Below are 18,799 nucleotides of genomic sequence, written 5' to 3'. Positions count from 1 at the left end.
GGCAGCTCAGGGATGAGTGCCGACAGGGAATTGTTGGAGAGGGATAGCATGTTTCGATTGATCACCCCGGCGACGGACGGGGAGTTAACACAGTATTACGATTTTCGCTGGCGGATGCTGCGCGAGCCTTGGCATATGCCGGTCGGCTCGGAGCGGGACGCTTATGACGAGCTCAGCCATCACCGGATGATTGTCGATGATCACGGCGAGCCGATCGCGATTGGTCGCCTGTATATGACACCGGACAATGAAGGTCAGGTCCGGTTTATGGCGGTGCATCCGGATTATCGTCATAAAGGCATGGGGGCGCTGGTGCTGATGGCACTGGAATCGTTGGCCCGTCAGGAAGGGGCCAAGCGTCTGGTGTGTAATGCCCGTGAAGATGCCATCTCCTTCTATGCCCGTAACGGGTTTATCAATCAGGGCGAACTGAGTGAAGAGCGCGGACCGGTTCGCCATCAGCAGATGATCAAGCACCTCAAGCCGCTCAGCGAAATCGTGCGCAATCCCGACTGGTGCCAGGCGCTGCAGGAGCTGTGGCAGTACCAGATCCCGATCAGTGACAAGATGGGGATCGTCATCACGCAGTATACCGGTTACCGGTTTGAAGTCAGCGCCCGCCTCAATGCCAATTTGAATCCCAGCCAGAGCATGTTTGCCGGCAGTATTTTTACCATGGCGACGCTGGCGGGATGGGGCTTTGTCTGGATGCTGCTCAAAGAGCGCAAGCTACAGGCCGATATCGTGCTGGCGGACAGCAAGATCCGCTACACCGCGCCGGTGAAGACGCGGCCCCGGGCGGTGGCTGCCGTTGAAAGCCTGCGCGGCGATCTCGACCGTCTGGCCGGTGGCCGCAAAGGCCGGGTAGTGGTGGATGTGGACATCTACAGCGGCGAGCAGCAGGCAGCCACTTTTACCGGGACCTATATGTTGTTGCCTGCACAGGAAGACAGCGACACCGACTGCTGATCCCCCTGCCAGCGCCGCTCCAGGCGCTCGCAGCCCTGCTCGGCCTTCAGCTCCAGTTGTCGGGCGCCGGGCCGGGCCAGATCCCATTGGCCACTCAGGGTGGCTGACCAATTTTCCCCTTTGATCTCGAACGGATTGATCCGGATCCGGCCGCGATCGGCTCGGAGCCGGAGCGGCGTGGCTTGCAATACGCCGGTCGACGCCCCGGGCAGTCGCTTTTCAGGCGGTGCCTTCTCAGCTAAGAGTGCTTCGGATAGCCGCCCTTGGGAGGGTCGCTCTTCCAATCTTGGCGTCTCGGATTCTTGCGCTGCGCCTGATGGCAGGCTGCTCACGGTGGCGTCTGGCCCCGGGCGCGGGACAGCTGCCAGTATCAGCGAAGGTTGTTGCCACTGGCGCCAGAGCTGGTCCTGGGTGAGTCGGCTGAGCCGGAGCTGGCGCAGGTTGGCCGTGAGTTCGCCTTCCAGGCTGTAGGCCAGGCCGGTTGGGTGCTGGCCCAGTCCCTGCGCGTCGAGCGCAACATCGAGCCGGCCATCGAACGATACCGGCAGTTGCAGCCAGCGGGGCAGGACGGCGACCGGTAGGCTGTCGCCGTTCAGGATCAGTTGCCACGGCAGGCCTTCCCGGTGCAGTGCAACCTCACCCTGAGCTTCCAGCAGGCCATGCTCAAATGACAGGGCCAGCCGGTTCAGTTGCCACTGGCCGGCCTGAGCCGTCATGTCGAGCATCGACTCCGCCACGGGAATGCCGTTGAGCCCGGCACTGCTGGCGCTGGCCGTCAGGTTTCCTTGCCACAAGCCGGGATGTCCGCGGCGTTTGAGATGCAAATCATGCCCGCTGGCATTGAGTCCGCCGAGATGAAACGGCCAGGTGGGGTCGGCGGCGGTCAATGCGGAATAGCCGATATTGAGTTCCTGCACGCTGATATCGGCGAACGGCGCGGCGAGTTGGTGCAGCGTGCTCGCCCAATCTGTCGGTAAATCCCACTGAAGATTGCGGGCGGTGAACTGATTGAGTGCCAGGAAGTCCGGGGTGATCGTCCCGTCTGTGGTGAGATAACCGCCTAACAGCCGGGTCGACAAGGCGCTCAGCTGGATCTGCTGCGGGCGGAAGTGAAGCTCCGCCAGGGGCTCGTCCAGCAATATCTCCCGCCATTGCAGACTGTCAGCGCCGAAGGACAGGGTGGCTTCCTGCTGTTGCCAAAGGGCTTCTTCGGGAGCGTATCCGTCATCAAGGCGCCATCCCCGCAGGGACAGATTGGCGCCGTTCAGGGTGAGGCCCGGCAGCTCGACACTGCTGTTGAGAATATCCAGACGCTGGAGCTCGATTTGAGGGCGCGTGGCGCTCAGGTAGTGCTGCCATTGCGCTGTGAGGTGGTTGGCCAGGGTTTGATCCTGAAAGGTCAGATCGGCCAGGCTCAGCTGGTGGATGCGCCACTGCGGGCGGACGTCGGGCGGGGCCAGATACTCGGCCTGGCCGCTCAGCGTTGCCCCGTGCCAGTGAAATGAAAAACCATGCAAAGTCCACTGATGGTCGTCACGCTGCCCGTCAATCAGGATGTTGCTGAACTCTTGTTGCTGCCAGCGAATCGACGCGGCGGCCAGCTGGACATCCCCCTGGTAGGCATAGGGGGCTGCCGGATCGCTTTGCCAGTGGTTGAGCTGGAGACGGCTGTCCGTCAGGCTCAGGGGGCCGCTGTTCCAGTTGAAATGGGTCAGGGCCAGGTGATTGGCTTCCATGGCTGGGAAGGCGGCCAGCGGCGGCGTGCCGGTCAGGGTCAGTCCGTCTATCAGCAGGGTGTCGAACGACCAGCCCGGCTGCAGCAGGCGGGTCGGGTTGAGCCAGAGCTCCAGGCGGGGCACGGTGATCGGCTCGGGGATCTGCGCATCGGCGGCGGGGAGCTGGAGTGTCAGTTCGTCGATCTGCAGATGCCAGGGATCCAAGATGTGGTAGCGCACCGACGTTGCATGGACGCGATACGGCGTCAGGGTGTTGATCAGGTGGCTGATGAGCGGCGTGGCATGTCGGGTGTGCAGCAGGGCCAGCAGAATGGTGAGCCCCAGCAGGCTGATGATGATAACCGTGGCGATGAGTTTCCCGACCAGACGCATGACACTCTCCTATAGTATGAAATCAGAGTGGCCGAAAATTGGGGTTGCTGCAAGCCGGATAGTGCCAGAACGTGGTTTAGTTTTTGTTTTATGTTTTTGTTTTATTTCAGTGACTTTTGCACCAGACATAAAAAACGCCCCTCACATGAGGGGCGCTGACATCGCTCGAGGTGTTTGTCCGTTAGTCTAGCTGAGGGCCAGCGGCAACCAGTGCGGCACCTTCTTCATTGTCGGTGTACTTGTCAAAGTTGTTGATAAAGCGCTCGGCCAGATCTTTCGCTTTGCTTTCCCACTGCAGAGGATCGGTGTAGGTATCGCGTGGGTCCAGAATGCCCGCATCGACGCCCGGCAGGGCTGCCGGGACTTCCAGGTTGAAGATCGGGATGTGCTTGGTTTCGGCCTGCTCAATCGAGCCGTCCAGGATCGCATCAATGATACCGCGGGTATCCTGAATTGAGATGCGCTTGCCGGTGCCGTTCCAGCCGGTGTTGACCAGATAGGCTTCCGCGCCGGCGGCTTCCATACGTTTCACCAGCACTTCCGCGTACTTGGTTGGGTGCAGCGTCAGGAAGGCATTGCCGAAACACGCCGAGAAGGTTGGCGTTGGCTCGGTGATCCCACGCTCGGTTCCGGCCAGTTTGGCGGTAAAGCCGGACAGGAAGTGGTACTTGGTTTGCTCTGGCGTCAGTTTCGAGACCGGTGGCAGCACGCCGAAGGCATCGGCCGACAGGAAGATCACCTTGTTGGCATGACCGCCCTTGGAGACCGGCTTGACGATGTTTTCGATGTGGTAGATCGGGTAGGAGACGCGGGTGTTCTCGGTCTTCGAGTTGTCGTTGAAGTCGATGGCACCGTCACTGCGCACGGTGACGTTTTCCAGCAGGGCATCACGACGGATCGCGTTGTAGATGTCCGGCTCGGCTTCTTTCGACAGGTTGATGGTCTTGGCGTAGCAGCCGCCTTCGAAGTTGAAGACCCCGTTATCGTCCCAGCCGTGCTCGTCATCACCAATCAGGGCACGCTTCGGATCGGTCGACAGGGTGGTTTTGCCGGTGCCGGACAGGCCGAAGAACACCGCGACGTCACCGTCTTTGCCCATGTTGGCCGAGCAGTGCATAGAGGCGATATCCTGCAGTGGCAGGAAGTAGTTCATCATGGCGAACATGCCTTTCTTCATTTCGCCGCCGTACCAGGTGCCGCCGATCAGTTGCATTTTCTCGGTCAGGTTGAACACGGTGAAGTTTTCCGAGTTCAGGCCTTGCTCCTGCCACTTATCGTTGGTGCATTTGGCGCCGTTCATGACCACGAAGTCAGGCTCGAAGGTGGCCAGCTCTTCTTCACTCGGACGGATGAACATATTTTTCACGAAATGGGCCTGCCAGGCGACTTCCGTGATCACGCGGATACACAGGCGGGTATCCGGGTTGGCACCGCAGTAGCCGTCAATGACAAACAGGCGCTTGCCGGAAAGTTGCTCGGTCACTAGTCCTTTCAGATCGTTCCAGACGGCTTGATCAATGGCCTTGTTGTCGTTTTGGCCTTGATCGGCCCACCAGAGGGTCTCTTTGGTGGTGTCATCTTTGACGATGAACTTATCTTTGGGTGAACGGCCGGTGAAAATACCGGTATCCACAGCCACGGCGCCCAGTTCAGTAACAATCCCTTTCTCGTAGCCTTCCAGCCCCGGTTTCGTCTCTTCTTCGAACAGCAGTTCATAAGACGGGTTGCGAACAATTTCGGTAACATTGGTGATACCGTATTGAGATAGATCCATATTTTTTGCAACCTTTTTTTCGACGTTCATGACGGTCATAGGTGCTCCTTGGGTAAGATGTTGTTTAACTGTTGACCATGCTAGCAACCCTAAAGGGGTAATTCAGGGAGGTTTATCAAAAAATAACCACTTTAAAGTTACGGATTAGTAAAAGTTATTATTGTCTTTGAGTGGGGATTTTACCGTGTTGTGAAACGTTTGCGCTAGGGCTTCGGATTAATATTTCTATTGAAAAAAGCGGGACTTAAGGCGTAGTTGAATTTCAGGGGGGCGGGAGAAACTGTGCTTCAGTTAAAAGAAAAGCCGGCAGAATGCCGGCTCCTGTAATTCACTTTCAGGGTTATTACGAAAGAATAATTAATGTACCTGATTTGATGGACTGGTTGCTGCATTTTTGAACAGCGCTGCCACGTCAACGCTGTCAAAGGCGTAGGTGGTGCCGCAGTAGTCACAGTGCAGGGCAATTTGACCTTCTTCGGCCACAATCCGCTCCACTTCGTCTCGCTCAATCGAGCAGATGGCCGAGGCGCTGCGCTCGCGGGAGCAACCGCAGTGGAAGGATACAGCTTGCGGATCAAACAGCTTCACGGTTTCCTGGTGGTACAGGCGGTACAACACGTCCTGGGCCGGCAGGGTGAACAACTCGTCGTCCTTCACGGTTTCGGTCAGTTGCTCCAGGTGCTCGAAGTCGGTGTCGTGGCCCTGGCCGTCCGGCAGGATTTGCAGCAGCATGCCTGCCGCTTTGGCCTGACCCTCGACTTCGCCGGTGCGCAGCCAGATGCGGGTTTTCAGCTGCTCGGAGCTGGCAAAGTAATTTTCCAGGCAGGCTGCCAGGTTGTCCCCTTCCAGGCCAACCACGCCCTGGTAGCGCTCACCCTGGTTCGGGGTAATGGTGATCACCATGTGACCTTTGCCGATCAGATCGGTGATGGTTCCGGCAGGAACGTCGCCGTCCCAGCGCGCCACACCACGCATTTGCTGGTTGTGGTCGCCATTGATCACGGCGAGTTTCACCGGACCGTCTCCTTGCAGTTGCACGGTGATCGAGCCTTCAAATTTCAGGGTTGCCGTCAGCAGGCTGGTGGCCACAAGCAGTTCACCCAACAGGTGCTGGATCGGTGCCGGGTATTCCTTGCTGGAAATGATTTGCTGATAAGTGTCGCTCAGCTGAACGAGCTCACCACGTACAGATACACCGTCAAACAGGTAACGGTACAGACTATCGTTTGTCATTTTACTTTCTACTCCAGCAGGTAAAATCAGTTACTGCTTTTAAACTTAATTATATCGCGCCGCTGTTTTTTATCAGGGCGCTTGTCGGGACTTGGGCTGTGATAGGCATTGAGTTTGCGCATTTGGGCCTGGGCTTCGCGTTGCTCGATGCTCTGCGCTGTTTCCTGGTACAGGGTTTGCGCTTCCGGGGCCCCCCGGCGGGTGCCGGACAGTTTCATGATGGTGACAGTTTTTTCATCATTGCCTTGTCGCAGGCGCACTTCGGCGCCGACTTCCACCAGTTTGCTGGGTTTGGAACGTTGGCCGTTATAGTGCACCTTGCCACCGTCGATCATCGTGCGGGCGATTGAGCGGGTTTTGTAAAACCGTGCCGCCCACAGCCATTTGTCGAGGCGAACCTGGCTGGTGTCGGAATCAGGGGATTGCTGGCCCATAACGTGCTCCTTCTCCCAAAGGGGGACTAAAAATACCATATTGCGATGACAGCGTCAGCCTTACTTAATGGTGCCGGGTCGGTGCAATTTCAACGCTCGGGAGGGAATAATTGACAGCCTCTGTCTAGTCTATTGATAGTAGATATGTTTTTTACGTGATCTGTTTTGATATATTTAGTCTTTTTACGATGAAAAAACTGCTGTATTTTTCTCGAAACGGTATGCTATCTGATTCGGGCGCCCAAACGGCACTCGTTCGGCTAACAGCAACAGGAAGATGGTTGAGCAATGGTTGCAGCAAATTGGTTGGAAACGCTTCAGGCTAAGCGGCCGATGTCAGTGGCGACACTGACCCGGATTGCCACATGGCTGCTGGTCGTGATGCTGGCATGGATTTTAGGACGTCTGGTGTGGTCGTTGATGCAGCCTACGGCCGCGCCGGCGATCTGGCAGGCGAAACCCGTCGCGGTCGCGCAAGCGAACCGGGAGGGTTTTCAGGTGTCTGATGTATTAGGCATGAATCTGTTTGGTCGCTATCAGCAAAATGCACCGGTGGTGGAGAAAAAACCGGTGGCTCAGGATGCGCCGGAAACCCGGCTGAGCCTGACGTTGGTTGGTGTGGTGGCCAGCACCAAACCGGGGACCAGTCTGGCGGTGATCGCCAATCGCGGTCGCCAGAATACTTATGGCTTGAATGAAGCGATTGAAGGTACCCGGGCGACCTTGCAGGCGGTGTATGTCGATCGGGTGATTATTCGCAATAGCGGCCGGGATGAAACCCTGATGCTGGACGGGGTGAAGTTCAGCAAATCCCAGCCGCAACCTCAGCCGACGTCGGCCACGACGCCGAAGCCTGCTGTGGCCAGTAATTTAAGCCAGATCAAGCAGGAGATTCTGGAGAAACCCCAGACGCTGTTCAGTTACATTCGCCTGTCGCAGGTGAAAAAAGACGGCGCGTTGGTTGGCTATCGGGTGAACCCGGGCAAAGAGCGGGCCTTGTTTGATGCGGTGGGGTTACAGCCCGATGATCTGGCGGTGAGCCTCAATGGCAATGACTTAACAGATCCGGCCGTGATGGCCCGGCTGTGGACGGAGTTGTCCGAGGCCTCTGAATTTATGTTAACGGTCGAGCGGGACGGCCAGTTACACGATATTTATATTGAGTTGCGCTAACGCACGCGACAACGAGCAGGAGTTTTTTGTGAAAAAATGGATGGGGAAAAGTGCCCTGTGGCTGGCCGGAAGTTTGCTGTGCAGCTCAGTACTTGCCAATGAATTCAGCGCCAGCTTCAAAGGAACGGATATTCAGGAATTCATTAATATTGTCGGGCGCAACTTGCAGAAAACCATCATTGTCGATCCGGCGGTGCGTGGCCAGGTTAATGTGCGCAGTTATGATTTGCTGAACGATGAGCAGTACTACCAGTTCTTCTTAAATGTGCTGTCCGTGTATGGGTTTGCCGTGGTGGAGATGGAAAACGGCGTACTCAAGGTGATCCGCGATAAAGATGCGAAAATCTCGGCCATTCCGGTGGTTGACGGCTCTGATCGTGTGCAGGGCGACGAAGTCGTCACCCGCGTGATTGCGGTCCGGAATGTCTCGGTCCGGGAGCTATCGCCGCTGCTGCGTCAGCTCAACGATAATGCCGGTGCCGGGAACGTAGTGCACTACGATCCGGCCAACATTATTATGATCACCGGGCGGGCCGCGGTGGTGAATCGCCTGGCAGAAATCATTGAGCGGGTCGATCGCGCAGGCGATAAAGAAATTGATGTGGTTGAACTCAACAACGCATCAGCGGCCGAAATGGTGCGGATTGTCGAAGCGCTGAACAAGTCGGCGGACGCCAAATCGACACCGGAGTTCCTGCAGCCGAAACTGGTTGCCGATGAGCGGACCAATGCGGTGCTGCTGTCCGGAGATCCGCAGGTGCGTAATCGCCTGAAACGTCTTATTCGTCAGCTCGACAAAGAGATGGCGACCTCGGGCAATAACCGGGTGATTTACCTCAAGTACGCCAATGCCGAAGACTTGGTCGAGGTGCTGAAGGGGGTTTCCGAGAACCTGCAGGCCGAAAAACAGGGCGGCAGTAAGAATCCCGTGGGCGGCAAGTCAGAGGTGATGATCTCTGCGCACGTCGATACCAACGCCCTGATCCTGACGGCGCCGCCCGATATTATGCGCGCGCTGGAAAACATTATTGCCCAACTTGATATTCGCCGGGCCCAGGTCCTGATTGAAGCGATGATCGTTGAGCTGTCCGAAGGCGATGGCATCAATTTCGGGGTGCAGTGGGGCTCGCTCGATGGTGGTGTGGTCCAGTTCGGCAATTCCGGGGTGCCGATCAGCCAGTTCGCGATTGGTCTGAAAGAAGCTGAAGACGTGCCGGGCTCGACCGTGATTAACTCGGACGGCACGAGAACCGTGAATGAACCGACCCAGGGGGATTACAGTACTCTGGGCAGTGTTTTGGGGGGCGTCAACGGTGCCGCGCTCGGGATCGTGATGGGCGACTGGACCGCACTGGTTAACGCCGTGGCTTCCGATCGCAACTCCAATATTCTGTCCTCGCCGAGTATTACCGTGATGGACAACGGCGAAGCCTCGTTCATTGTCGGTGAAGAAGTGCCGGTGGTGACGGGCTCAACGTCCAGCTCGAACAACGACAATCCGTTCCAGACCGTTGAGCGCAAGGAAGTGGGGATCAAGCTCAACGTGACGCCGCAGATCAACGAGGGCGATTCGGTGCAGCTGAAGATCGAGCAGGAAGTCTCGAACGTCCTGGGGGCCGACGGTGCGGTGGATGTGCGGTTCTCCAAACGCCAGCTGACCACCTCGGTGCTGGTCCAGGATGGCCAGATGATCGCTCTAGGGGGACTGATCCAGGAGCAGGTTGACGAAAGCGAGCAGAAAATTCCGCTGTTGGGGGACATCCCGATCCTGGGCCACCTGTTCAAATCGACCAATACCACTAAGGCCAAGACTAACCTGATGGTGTTCATCAAGCCGACCATCATCCGTGATGGCGTGACGGCGGATGGCATCACCCAGCGCAAATATAACTACATTCGTGCCGAACAGCTGTTCCGTGCGGATAAAGGCTTGCGCCTGATGCCGGACACTCAGACCCCGGTATTGCCGAAATACGGTGAAGATATTTCGCTGCCGCCGGAAGTGCGGGCCTTTGTGGCGCAGCTGGAGACACAGTAATGGATACGGATACCGCGCAGGCATTCACTCCGCTGCAGCCCCTGTTCCGGTTACCTTTCTCCTTTGCCCGGCGTCACCGGGTGGTGCTGGAATCCAGCGAGCAGGGCCGGACCCTGTTTTATTGCGGCGTTATGAGTGCGCCGGTCCTGGCGGAAATCCGCCGGGTCAGCGGCGGCGGGTTTACCCCGCTGGCGCTGGATGAGAAGGCTTTCGAGCAGAAGCTGACGGAAGCGTATCAGCGTGATTCATCGGAAGCGCGTCAGTTGATGGAAGATCTGGGTTCGGACAGCGATGATTTCTTCTCGCTGGCCGAGGAGCTGCCGGAGACGGAAGACTTGCTCGAGTCGGAAGATGATGCGCCGATCATCAAGCTGATCAACGCCATGCTGGCCGAAGCGATCAAAGAAGCGGCGTCTGATATCCATATCGAGACGTTCGAGAAAGTGCTGTCGATCCGTTTCCGGGTCGACGGGGTGCTGCGGGAAGTGCTGCAGCCGAGCCGGAAACTGGCCCCGCTGCTGGTGTCGCGGATCAAGGTGATGGCCCGGTTGGATATCGCTGAAAAGCGGGTGCCGCAGGATGGCCGGATCTCCCTGCGGATCGGGGGCCGGGCGGTGGATGTGCGGGTCTCGACTATGCCTTCTTCACACGGCGAGCGGGTGGTGCTGCGTCTGCTGGATAAGAACGCGACCCGGTTGGATCTCCATAGTCTGGGGATGACGGCAGGGAACCACGAGAACTTTCAGCGGATCATTCAGCGCCCGCACGGGATCATTCTGGTCACCGGCCCGACCGGCTCGGGTAAATCGACGACGCTGTATGCCGGATTGCAGGAGCTCAACGGTAAAGAGCGCAACATTCTGACGGTGGAAGATCCGATCGAGTTTGATATCGACGGGATCGGCCAGACGCAGGTCAATACCAAGGTGGACATGACCTTTGCCCGGGGGCTGCGGGCGATCCTGCGCCAGGACCCGGATGTGGTGATGGTCGGGGAAATCCGGGATCTGGAAACGGCCTCGATTGCCGTCCAGGCTTCGCTGACCGGTCACATGGTAATGTCGACCCTGCACACCAACACGGCGGTGGGGGCGATCACCCGTCTGCGTGATATGGGGATTGAGCCGTTCCTGATCTCTTCTTCGTTGCTGGGCGTGCTGGCCCAGCGCCTGGTGCGTACCTTGTGTAAATCGTGCCGGGAGCCGTATGAAGCCGATGCCGAGCAGAAGAAACTGTTCGGCCTGCGTGACGACGAGCCGCTGACCCTGTACCGGGCGGTCGGATGCGAGGCCTGTAATCACAAGGGCTATCGCGGACGAACCGGGATCCATGAGCTGCTGCTGGTCGATGACAACGTACAGGAGCTGATCCACGCCGAAGTCGGGGAGATGGCGATCGAGAAAGCCATTCGCGCCCACACCCCGAGTATTCGCGACGATGGTTTGACCAAAGTTCGGGCCGGTGTGACCACGCTGGAAGAAGTCATGCGTGTCACCAGAGAGGGGAGCTAAATGGCGGCGTTCCAATACAAGGCGCTCGATGCCCGGGGCCGGCAGAAAAAAGGCGTGCTGGAAGGCGATACTGCCCGCCAGATCCGCCAGCAGCTGCGTGAGCAGGGGCTGATCCCGGTCGAAGTGGTGCAGAGCCTGGCGCAGGAGAAGAAAAAAGCCGGCGGTGGCTTTCACCTGCGCCGCGGGATCAGCACCACAGAGCTGTCGTTGATCACCCGCCAGTTGGCGACGCTGGTTCAGGCGTCGATGCCGCTGGAGGAATGCCTCAAGGCGGTGGCTGAGCAGAGCGAAAAGCCGCGGCTGAAGAACATGCTGCTGGCAGTACGCTCGCGCGTCGTGGAAGGCTATACCCTGGCCGACAGCATGGCCGAGTATCCGCATATTTTTGATCAGCTGTTCCGGGCCATGGTCGCGGCCGGCGAAAAGTCGGGCCATCTCGATACGGTTTTGAACCGGCTGGCCGATTACACCGAAAATCGTCAGCAGATGCGCAGCAAGCTGCAGCAGGCGATGATCTACCCGACGATGCTGACCCTGGTGGCGGTTGCCGTGGTGGCCTTTTTGCTGGCCACCGTGGTGCCGAAAATTGTCGACCAGTTTGTCCAGATGGGGCAGGAGCTGCCGACCATTACCGAGATACTGCTGGCGGCCAGTAATTTTGTCCAGAACTGGGGTGCCTTAGTGCTGATTGTAGTACTGGGCGCGCTGCTGCTGGTCAAGGCGGCCCTGCGAAAACCGGATGTGCGTTTGCGCTGGGATCGCTGGGTGATGGGGATGCCGGTGATCGGCAAGGTGGCCCGGGGCCTCAATACCTCGCGCTTTGCCCGGACCCTGTCGATCTGTACCTCCAGTGCGATTCCGTTGTTGGAGGGAATGAAGGTGGCCTCAGAAGTGATGACCAATACCTGGGTGAACCGTCAGGTACTGGAAGCCGCCGACAAGGTGCGTGAAGGGGCCAGTCTGCGGGTCTCGCTCGAGCAGACCAAGCTGTTCCCGCCGATGATGCTGCATATGATTGCCAGTGGGGAGCGCAGTGGTGAGCTGGAGCAGATGCTGACGCGGGCAGCCGATAACCAGGATCGGGATTTTGAATCGCTGGTGAATATGGCGCTGGGGATTTTTGAACCGTTGCTGATTGTGGCAATGGCAGGCATTGTGATGTTTATCGTGGTTGCCACGTTGATGCCGATTATTGCGCTCAATAACATGGTTGGCATGTAAGTTTTATTTTTTGGAGGTTTTTCAATGCAACGCAAACAACGCGGCTTTACGCTGCTCGAAGTAATGGTCGTGATCGTGATCCTGGGTGTGCTGGCCAGTCTGGTGGTGCCGAACCTGCTCGGGAACAAAGAGAAAGCCGATCAGCAGAAAGTCGTCACGGACATCAGTGCGCTGGAGCAGGCACTGGATATGTACAAGCTGGATAACAGCGTCTATCCGAGTACCGATCAGGGCCTGGATGCGCTGGTCTCAATGCCGTCCTCCAGTCCGGAGCCGCGCAACTACCGTAACGGTGGTTACATCAAGCGCTTGCCGCAGGACCCTTGGGGCAATGAGTACCAGTATGTGATGCCGGGTGAAAATGGTCCGGTGGATATCTTCAGCCTGGGTGCCGACGGCCAGGAAGGCGGTGAAGGGGTCAATACCGACATTGGTAACTGGAACATGCTGGACTTCTAAGCCGGCTGCACCGAGAGAGATTGTGATGAAACGTGCGGCGGGCTTTACCCTGATCGAACTGATGCTGGTGCTGGTGTTACTGGCGACCAGTGCGGTGGCAGTGATTGCGACCTTCCCTGAAAAGCAGGACGACCGGGTGAAGGAAGAAGCCACACGTTTTCATCATCTGGTGCAACTGCTGGGTGAAGATGCCCTGCTCAACGGGCTCGATTACGGGATCCGGGTCGAGCGGGGCAGTTACCAGTTTCTTCAGCTAACCGGTCAGCAATGGAAACCGATGGAGTCCTCCCGTTATTTTACCCGGGTCGAGATGGATGATGATATCCGGCTGCGGGTGGAGATCGGCAGTTACTCCTGGCAGGACAAAGACCGGCTGTTCAAGCCGGGTTCGTTGTTTGATGAAGACCTGTTTGCTGAACAAGCTGACAAAGACAAAGTAAAACCACCGCAGGTGGTGGTGATGGCGAGCGGGGAGTACACCCCGTTTACCCTGGAATTTGAAGTCACGGGCGAGAATCAGTTCTGGCGGGTCCAGGCCGATGAAATTGGCCTGTTGCATTTGCTGCCGCCGGGAGAAACCGTAGACAGTCTGGCAGAGCGGAGGCGCTGATGAGAACCGGTCGTGGCATGACCTTGCTGGAAGTGCTGGTCGCCCTGGCGGTATTCGCCACGGCGGCGCTGAGCGTGATGAAAGCGGTCAGCCAGCACCTCAATACGCTGGGCTACCTGGAAGAGAAAACCTTCGCGGCCATGGTGGCCGATAACGAGTTGGCCAAAGTCCGACTGTCAGGGGAGATCCCGGCTTCGGAGAAGAAAGGCAAGTCTGAACTGGCCGGCCGGGAATGGTACTGGTCGATTAAAAGCAGCAAGACCGCCGATGGATTTCTACGGGCACTGGATGTGACGGTTGCGACCGATGCAGCCCGTAAGCAGTCGGTGGTCACCCTGAGAACTTATGTTGAAAACTAATCGTATCATTGTAGCCCGCTGCCGCAGGGGTTCATCGCACCCGGGCTGCTTGCGCCCGGGTCAAACGGGATTCACGTTGCTGGAAGTGCTGGTCGCCATCGCGGTGTTTGCGATGCTGAGCTTGTCGGCCTATCAGGTGATGAACGGGGTGCAGATCAGCGATCAGCAGTCGCGTGAGCACAACGAGCGGCTGCAGCAGATCCAGCGGGTCGTGGTGATGATGGATAACGACTTTCGCCAGATTGTCGCCCGCAAGAGCCGGAATCAGGGCGAAGCGCCCAGTGGGAAGTTGTTGCTGAGCGGGGAGTACCTGCTCGATTCGTCCAGTGACGGGATCATGTTCACCCGCGCCGGCTGGCAGAACCCGCAGCAGATGTTTCCCCGTGGCGAGAATGTCCGGGTTGGATATCGCATTGTCGACGATACGCTGGAGCGGGTCTGGTTCCGCTACCCGGATACGGTGGTCGGTGCCGAGCCGTTGGTCCGCCCGATCCTGCCCAAAGTCACTAAGCTGGAAGTGCGCTTCTACCATGACAAGAAGTGGCTGGAGAGCTGGGGGCAGGATGCCACCCTGCCGGAAGGGGTCCGGATCCGGCTGACGCTGGAAGACTTTGGCGACATTGAACGGGTGTATATGCTGCCGGTCTCGGCCCTGGCGTCGCAAGCCAAGGAGGAAAGCTGATGAAGCAGCAGCGTGGGGTGGCCCTGATAGTCGTGCTGATGCTCCTGGCACTGATGACGCTCCTGGCTGCCCAGATGAGTGAACGCTTACAATTGAATTTTTACCGGGTTGAAAACCAGGTCCAGAACCAGCAGGCCTACTGGTATGCACTGGGGATGGAAGAGCTGGCGAAAGTGGCTGTTGATCAGAGCCTGAAAGACAGCGACACCGTGAATTTGAGCCAGGTGTGGGCGACCCGGGGACAGCACTACCCGCTTGACGGCGGGGAGGCGCTGGGCAATATCTTTGATCGCCAGGCCTGTTTTAACCTCAATGCCCTGTCGGAGCTTCCCCTGCCGGATGATCGCAGCCAGAAGCCGTTTCTGGTGCGGACGCTGCAAAGTGTTCTGGAAGAGAGTGGCATTGACAGCTACGAAGCCGAAGTAGTCGCTGACTCCAGTTGGGAATATGTGGATCCGGCCGAACCGGTGAATGCGCCGTTCGGGGCCGGGGACAGCACCTATGAAGGGTTTCAGCCGCCTTACCTGCCGCCGATGGGGTGGATGGCCGATGTCAGTGAATTCCGGGCGGTCAACGGGGTCAGCGCCCAGATTTATCAAAAAGCCCAAGCCTTGTTGTGTGCGTTGCCCAGCCGGGATCTGGTGATTAACGTCAATACGCTTGAAGAGGCCCAGGCCGCTTTGCTGGTGGGACTGTTTGCGCCTGAGTTACCGATGTCTGATGCCGCCACGCTGATCAGTAATCGTCCCTATGACGGCTGGCAGACGGTGGATGCCTTTATGGGTGAGTCGGCGATCAGCCGCCTCAGCAGTGATGCCCAGAAGCGCGCCAAGGAGCACCTGGCGGTCAGCAGTAATTATTTTCAACTGGATACTGAGATCTGGGTGGATCGATCCAGAGTAAGACTTGTGGCCCTGATGAAACGTGAGGGTCAGGACAAGGTGACAGTCGTTCGTCGCCGTTATGGAGGAATCAGTGAGCGAGTTTCTGACGATAAGGCTCAGTAGTCGACCGGAGCAGCCGGTGCAATGGCTGGTCTGGTCGCGACAGCAGAAAGAAGTAATAGCATCGGGTCAGCTGGCCGGTCTGGACCAGCTGAGTGAGCTGGAAGAGTATGCAGCTCAGCGTCCGGTGTTTGCACTGATCCCTGCCAGTGATGTGTTGCTGACGGAAGTGGTGATCCCGTCCGGCAGTAGCCGGCAGTTGGCGACCGTGTTGCCGTACCTGCTGGAAGAAGAGTTGGCGCAGGATGTGGATGCGCTGCATGTACACCTGCTCAAGCGGGAAGGACAGACCGCCCATGTGGCGGTGGTTGAGCATCGCAAGATCCAGACCTGGCTGGCGGCATTGGCTGACGCTGGGATGGATGTGAAGAAGCTGGTTCCCGACTGCCTGTGTCTGCCCTTGTTCCGGGACAGCTATACCGCGGCGGAGCTGGAAGATCAGTGGCTGATCCGTCAGTCGGAAACCCAGGGCATTTGTGCTGAATCCTCCTGGCTTGCGGCCTGGTTACTGGCGCAGAAAGCGCCGATCACGGCAGAAGTAGATGATGAGGATGAAGAGGACGCGGCGCGTGAATCGGTGGAGACTCCGGCTTCACAGGCGGTTGATGCCGGGGAAACTGAAGACAGCGGCGCGGTGTTGATCCGCCATTATACCCCGGCACCGGCAGGTGCCCCGGGTCAGTGGCAAGCCGAAACCCCGGAGCTGGTGATGCAGTTGCTGGCGCTGGGGGCCGATGATAGCGGAACCAATCTGCTGTCGGGACCGTATAAACGGCAACCGGCCTGGCGTAAATATCTCAAGCCCTGGCGCAAGGTGGCCATCGCGGCCGGTTTGGTGCTGGTGGCGCTGGTGGCCGAGCACCTGATGTCGATCCAGCAGATGGAACAACAGGCGCTGGCCTATAAATCCGAAAGCGAGCGGATCTTCCGTCAGGTGCTTCCGCAGTTTAACCGGATCCCGTCGCAGAGTTACCTCAAGCGTCAGATGAACAGTGAACTGGCCCGTCTGGGCGGAGCGGGAAGCAATGAAGGATTGCTGCCGTGGCTGGCGCAACTGCAACCGGCGCTGAACAAAGTGCCGCAACTCAATATTCTGAATGTGAAATATGATCAAAACCGTGCCGAATTGCGGTTGCAGGCGAGCTCAGCAGAGTTCCAGCATTTCGAACAATTGCGTCTGTTGCTGACCGAGCAGTTTGAGGTCGAGCAGGGGCAGCTCAATAAAGTGGAAAATCAGGTAACCGGCGCAGTCGTGTTAAGGAGAAAATCATGAATGCGTGGTGGAAATCCCTGAGTGGCCGCGAGCAGCGCTTGGTACTGGGTGGTGGGATCGCCCTGGTGATTGCCGTGCTGTATTGGGGGATCTGGCAGCCGCTGTCGAGCCGCGCTGATCTGGCCGCGCAACAGTTGCAGACGGAGCGTCAGCTCCTCAACTGGGTCAGTGGCAAAGCGGATGAAATTACAGCCCTGCGTGCCCGTTCCGGGAGCAGCGGCATGGTCAGCGATCAGGGATTGAACCAGGTGGTGAATGAAACCACCCGCCGGTTCCGGATTGAGCTGATCCGGATGCAGCCCCGCGATGATGCGGTTCAGGTCTGGGTGCAGCCGTTGCCGTTTAACACGCTGGTCAACTGGCTGGCGTTTTTGAAAGACGAGTATGGCATTGAGGCGCAGTTTCTGGATGTCTCGAAAGGTGAGCGTGCCGGTGTGGTCGAAGTCAGTCGTTTACAGTTGGGCCGAGGATAGTCGTGAAGTTTAAGTTACTCGTCAGTGTTTCATTTCTCGTGGTATTGGTAGCCAGTCTGGTGGCGCATGTGCCGATCAGTTGGGTGTGGCAACACGTGCCGCCGGTTCGGGGGCTGGCGTTGTCCGGGCTCAGTGGCACACCCTGGCAGGGCAGCGCCGATCAATTGGCCTGGCAGGGCCAGAATCTGGGGCGCGTGCAGTGGCAGATGGATCTTGCTGCGCTGTTCTCAGCCCAGGCGGCGTTCGATGTTCGCTTCGGACAGGGCAGTGACATGAATCTGGTTGGACGAGGTCGAGTCGGTTATCGTGCCCAGGGCCCTTTTGCGGAAAATCTGCTGGTGTCATTGCCGGCGCAACAGGTGATGGCACAGGCCAAGGTTCCGGTTCCGATCACTTTGGCCGGCAATCTGGAGCTGACGGTGCGTGATTATCAGTTTCAGGCGCCCTTCTGCGCGGAGCTGAACGGCACGCTGGCCTGGACGTCGGGCGCTGTCAGCACGCCGATGGGAGGATTGAATCCGGGCTCGGCGATTGCCGATCTGACGTGTGCCCAGGGGAAGGTGGTTGCGGTAGCGAACCAGTCGTCGCCTGACGTCTCGAGTGAATGGCAGGCAGAGTTGACGCCGAACCGTCAATACGCCCTGAACGGTTGGTTCAAACCGGGCGCGGCGTTTCCGGCACAACTGGGTCAGCAACTGAAGTGGCTGGGTAACCCGGACTCGCAAGGGCGTTACCCGATCAACTACCGTGGTCGGCTCTAGCGGAAGCGGAAATCACCGATTCAACTTAACGCTTTTGCGATCATTTGCTTTATTTCATTCGGCTATTGACCTTAAATAGCCCATATTCAGTGGCACGGTAAAGTCGCACCAGGCACGGCCGGCCACGGGTCAATGCGACGGTAATACAGGATAACGGCATGGCGGCGGACAACAACAAACCTGAAATTCTGGCGACCAAAGTGGTCGCGCAATCCCGGCTGTTCAAGATTGAATCGCTGGATTTGCGGTTTTCCAACGGCGTTGAGCGCACCTACGAGCGAATGAAGCCCAGCGGCCGACATGCCGTGCTGGTGGTGCCGGTCACGGCTGAAGGCGATTTGCTGCTGATCCGCGAGTATGCGGCCGGAACCGATCGTTACGAGCTGGGCTTCCCGAAAGGCCTGGTGGATCCGGGCGAAAGCGCAGAAGCGGCGGCAGATCGGGAGCTGAAAGAAGAGATTGGGTTTGGCGCCCGCCAACTGCGCCCGCTGAAAGAAGTGGTACTGGCGCCGTCGTATTTCTCCAGCAAGATGACCCTGTTTCTGGCCGAGGATCTCTATCCGGAGCAACTGGAAGGGGATGAGCCGGAGCCACTGGAAATCGTGCGTTGGCCGTTGAATCAGGCGGAAGAGCTGCTTACCCATGTCGATTTTGCCGAATCACGCAGCATTACGGCCTTGTTCCTGGCCTTACAACAACTCTCCCGATAGGAGCGAA

18 protein-coding genes are annotated in these 18,799 nt (G+C 58.1%); 14 read left to right on the top strand and 4 right to left on the bottom strand.

All coding sequences use genetic code 11. The features are described 5' to 3' along the window. Positions 1-48 precede the first annotated feature (48 nt). Positions 49-969, top strand: a complete 921-nt coding sequence (locus tag NH461_RS15835) for a bifunctional GNAT family N-acetyltransferase/hotdog fold thioesterase (protein WP_261601231.1) — start codon at positions 49-51, stop codon at positions 967-969. Here the strand turns inward: NH461_RS15835 and NH461_RS15830 are convergent. From NH461_RS15830 to hslR, 4 genes are all read right to left on the bottom strand, one after another. After that, positions 924-3,077, bottom strand: coding sequence for an AsmA family protein (locus tag NH461_RS15830; RefSeq protein ID WP_261601230.1), 2,154 nt, complete (start codon positions 3,075-3,077; stop codon positions 924-926). The two genes, NH461_RS15835 and NH461_RS15830, sit on opposite strands and share 46 nt — an antisense overlap. Before the next feature lie 181 nt (positions 3,078-3,258). Then, the gene (pckA, locus tag NH461_RS15825) at positions 3,259-4,890 is read right to left on the bottom strand and encodes a phosphoenolpyruvate carboxykinase (ATP) (protein ID WP_261601229.1); all 1,632 of its coding nucleotides are present in this window, start codon (positions 4,888-4,890) and stop codon (positions 3,259-3,261) included. Between the two features lie 318 nt (positions 4,891-5,208). Beyond that, the gene (gene hslO / locus NH461_RS15820; RefSeq protein ID WP_261601228.1) at positions 5,209-6,084 is read right to left on the bottom strand and encodes an Hsp33 family molecular chaperone HslO; all 876 of its coding nucleotides are present in this window, start codon (positions 6,082-6,084) and stop codon (positions 5,209-5,211) included. Positions 6,085-6,110: 26 nt separating this feature from the next. Continuing rightward, positions 6,111-6,518, bottom strand: a complete 408-nt coding sequence (hslR, locus tag NH461_RS15815; RefSeq protein WP_261601227.1) for a ribosome-associated heat shock protein Hsp15 — start codon at positions 6,516-6,518, stop codon at positions 6,111-6,113. Positions 6,519-6,806: 288 nt separating this feature from the next. Between hslR and gspC the strand changes: the two genes are divergently transcribed. The 13 genes from gspC (at position 6,807) to nudE (ending at position 18,792) form a co-directional block, all read left to right on the top strand. Next, positions 6,807-7,691 carry a type II secretion system protein GspC gene (gene gspC, locus NH461_RS15810; protein ID WP_261601226.1) on the top strand — a complete coding sequence of 295 codons (885 nt, stop codon included), beginning with the start codon at positions 6,807-6,809 and terminating at the stop codon, positions 7,689-7,691. A 28-nt stretch (positions 7,692-7,719) separates the two neighbouring features. Beyond that, positions 7,720-9,729 (top strand): type II secretion system secretin GspD, encoded by a 2,010-nt coding sequence (gene gspD, locus NH461_RS15805; protein WP_261601225.1) that lies wholly within the window; start codon positions 7,720-7,722, stop codon positions 9,727-9,729. Continuing rightward, a complete protein-coding gene (gene gspE / locus NH461_RS15800; RefSeq protein WP_261601224.1) occupies positions 9,729-11,240 on the top strand; it encodes a type II secretion system ATPase GspE in 1,512 nt (503 codons plus the stop codon). Before gspD ends, gspE begins: the two co-directional genes overlap by 1 nt. Then, the gene (gene gspF, locus NH461_RS15795) at positions 11,241-12,461 is read left to right on the top strand and encodes a type II secretion system inner membrane protein GspF (RefSeq protein WP_261601223.1); all 1,221 of its coding nucleotides are present in this window, start codon (positions 11,241-11,243) and stop codon (positions 12,459-12,461) included. A gap of 24 nt (positions 12,462-12,485) precedes the next feature. After that, positions 12,486-12,920 carry a type II secretion system major pseudopilin GspG gene (gspG, locus tag NH461_RS15790; protein ID WP_261601222.1) on the top strand — a complete coding sequence of 145 codons (435 nt, stop codon included), beginning with the start codon at positions 12,486-12,488 and terminating at the stop codon, positions 12,918-12,920. A 22-nt stretch (positions 12,921-12,942) separates the two neighbouring features. Next, entirely contained in the window at positions 12,943-13,530 is a 588-nt protein-coding gene (gene gspH, locus NH461_RS15785; RefSeq protein ID WP_261601221.1) for a type II secretion system minor pseudopilin GspH, read from the top strand. After that, positions 13,530-13,889 carry a type II secretion system minor pseudopilin GspI gene (gene gspI, locus NH461_RS15780; RefSeq protein ID WP_261601220.1) on the top strand — a complete coding sequence of 120 codons (360 nt, stop codon included), beginning with the start codon at positions 13,530-13,532 and terminating at the stop codon, positions 13,887-13,889. Before gspH ends, gspI begins: the two co-directional genes overlap by 1 nt. Beyond that, positions 13,876-14,571, top strand: a complete 696-nt coding sequence (gene gspJ / locus NH461_RS15775) for a type II secretion system minor pseudopilin GspJ (RefSeq protein ID WP_410000084.1) — start codon at positions 13,876-13,878, stop codon at positions 14,569-14,571. The genes gspI and gspJ overlap by 14 nt, the downstream gene beginning before the upstream one ends. Further along, on the top strand, positions 14,568-15,578 hold the full coding sequence (gene gspK / locus NH461_RS15770) for a type II secretion system minor pseudopilin GspK (RefSeq protein ID WP_261602931.1): 1,011 nt from the start codon (positions 14,568-14,570) through the stop codon (positions 15,576-15,578). The genes gspJ and gspK overlap by 4 nt, the downstream gene beginning before the upstream one ends. Then, positions 15,547-16,848: a type II secretion system protein GspL gene (gspL, locus tag NH461_RS15765; RefSeq protein ID WP_261601218.1), complete on the top strand. Its 1,302-nt coding sequence runs from the start codon at positions 15,547-15,549 to the stop codon at positions 16,846-16,848. The genes gspK and gspL overlap by 32 nt, the downstream gene beginning before the upstream one ends. Continuing rightward, complete coding sequence (locus tag NH461_RS15760) at positions 16,845-17,321, top strand: type II secretion system protein M (RefSeq protein WP_261601217.1); 477 nt, start codon at positions 16,845-16,847, stop codon at positions 17,319-17,321. The genes gspL and NH461_RS15760 overlap by 4 nt, the downstream gene beginning before the upstream one ends. A 2-nt stretch (positions 17,322-17,323) precedes the next feature. Next, entirely contained in the window at positions 17,324-18,082 is a 759-nt protein-coding gene (locus NH461_RS15755) for a type II secretion system protein N (RefSeq protein WP_261601216.1), read from the top strand. A gap of 158 nt (positions 18,083-18,240) precedes the next feature. Next, complete coding sequence (gene nudE / locus NH461_RS15750; protein ID WP_261601215.1) at positions 18,241-18,792, top strand: ADP compounds hydrolase NudE; 552 nt, start codon at positions 18,241-18,243, stop codon at positions 18,790-18,792. The last annotated feature ends 7 nt before the right edge of the window (positions 18,793-18,799 follow it).

Origin of the sequence: Photobacterium sp. TY1-4 (assembly GCF_025398175.1) — a bacterium.
In the GTDB taxonomy this organism is placed as follows: Bacteria; Pseudomonadota; Gammaproteobacteria; order Enterobacterales; family Vibrionaceae; genus Photobacterium.
The sequence above is the reverse complement of the archived record's forward strand: the minus strand, read 5'-3'. Positions and strand labels throughout refer to the sequence as shown.